Source organism: Lacinutrix algicola, from assembly GCF_001418085.1.
GTDB lineage: Bacteria > Bacteroidota > Bacteroidia > Flavobacteriales > Flavobacteriaceae > Lacinutrix > Lacinutrix algicola.
In genome coordinates, this window is record NZ_LIQH01000001.1 from 1 (window position 1) to 1,010 (window position 1,010).

Consider the following 1,010-nt stretch of genomic DNA (forward strand, 5'->3'; position numbering starts at 1 on the left):
TAATAAAATATGACATCATGTCACATTTTTTCTAATGGCATAATCATTGTCTTTATGCAATCGTAAATAATTAATATAATTTATTTCGCATTAAGCGGAAAACATAAAACAAATAAAGATATGAGTAAGATTATTGGAATCGATTTAGGAACTACCAACTCTTGCGTTTCTGTAATGGAAGGTAACGAGCCAGTAGTTATCCCTAATGCAGAAGGTAAAAGAACAACACCATCTGTAATTGCCTTTGTAGAAGGAGGAGAAATTAAAGTTGGAGATCCAGCAAAAAGACAAGCAGTAACTAACCCAACAAAAACAGTTTATTCGGTTAAACGTTTTATGGGTAACAAGTATTCTGAGTCTAAAAAAGAAGCAGAACGTGTACCTTACAAAGTAGTAAAAGGAGATAATGACACACCACGTGTTGATATTGATGGTCGTTTATATACGCCACAAGAATTATCTGCAATGGTATTACAGAAAATGAAAAAAACAGCTGAAGATTACTTAGGTGCTTCAGTATCTGAAGCAGTAATTACTGTACCAGCATATTTTAACGATGCACAACGTCAAGCAACTAAAGAAGCTGGTGAAATTGCAGGATTAAAAGTACGTCGTATTATCAACGAGCCAACAGCAGCAGCTTTAGCTTATGGTATGGACAAAAAAGGAACAGATCAAAAAATCGTTGTTTTCGATTTTGGTGGTGGAACGCATGATGTATCTATCTTAGAATTAGGAGATGGTGTATTTGAAGTTTTATCTACAGATGGTGATACGCACTTAGGTGGTGATGACGTAGATCAAAAACTTATTGATTGGTTAGCTGATGAGTTTAACGCTGAAGAGTCTATGGACTTACGTAAAGATCCAATGTCTTTACAACGTTTAAAAGAAGCTGCAGAAAAGCTAAGATTGAGTTATCTGCTTCAGAGCAAACAGAAATTAACTTACCTTATATTACTACGGAGGTGGGGTGGTGGGGTCGGGGCGGTCTCCTCCAAGGGCACACA

General features: G+C 36.3%; 1 pseudogene. It reads left to right on the forward strand.

Annotated elements, in window-relative coordinates:
- Positions 1-120 precede the first annotated feature (120 nt).
- Positions 121-1,010: pseudogene (locus ASC41_RS00005) on the forward strand (Hsp70 family protein); the annotation flags it as partial.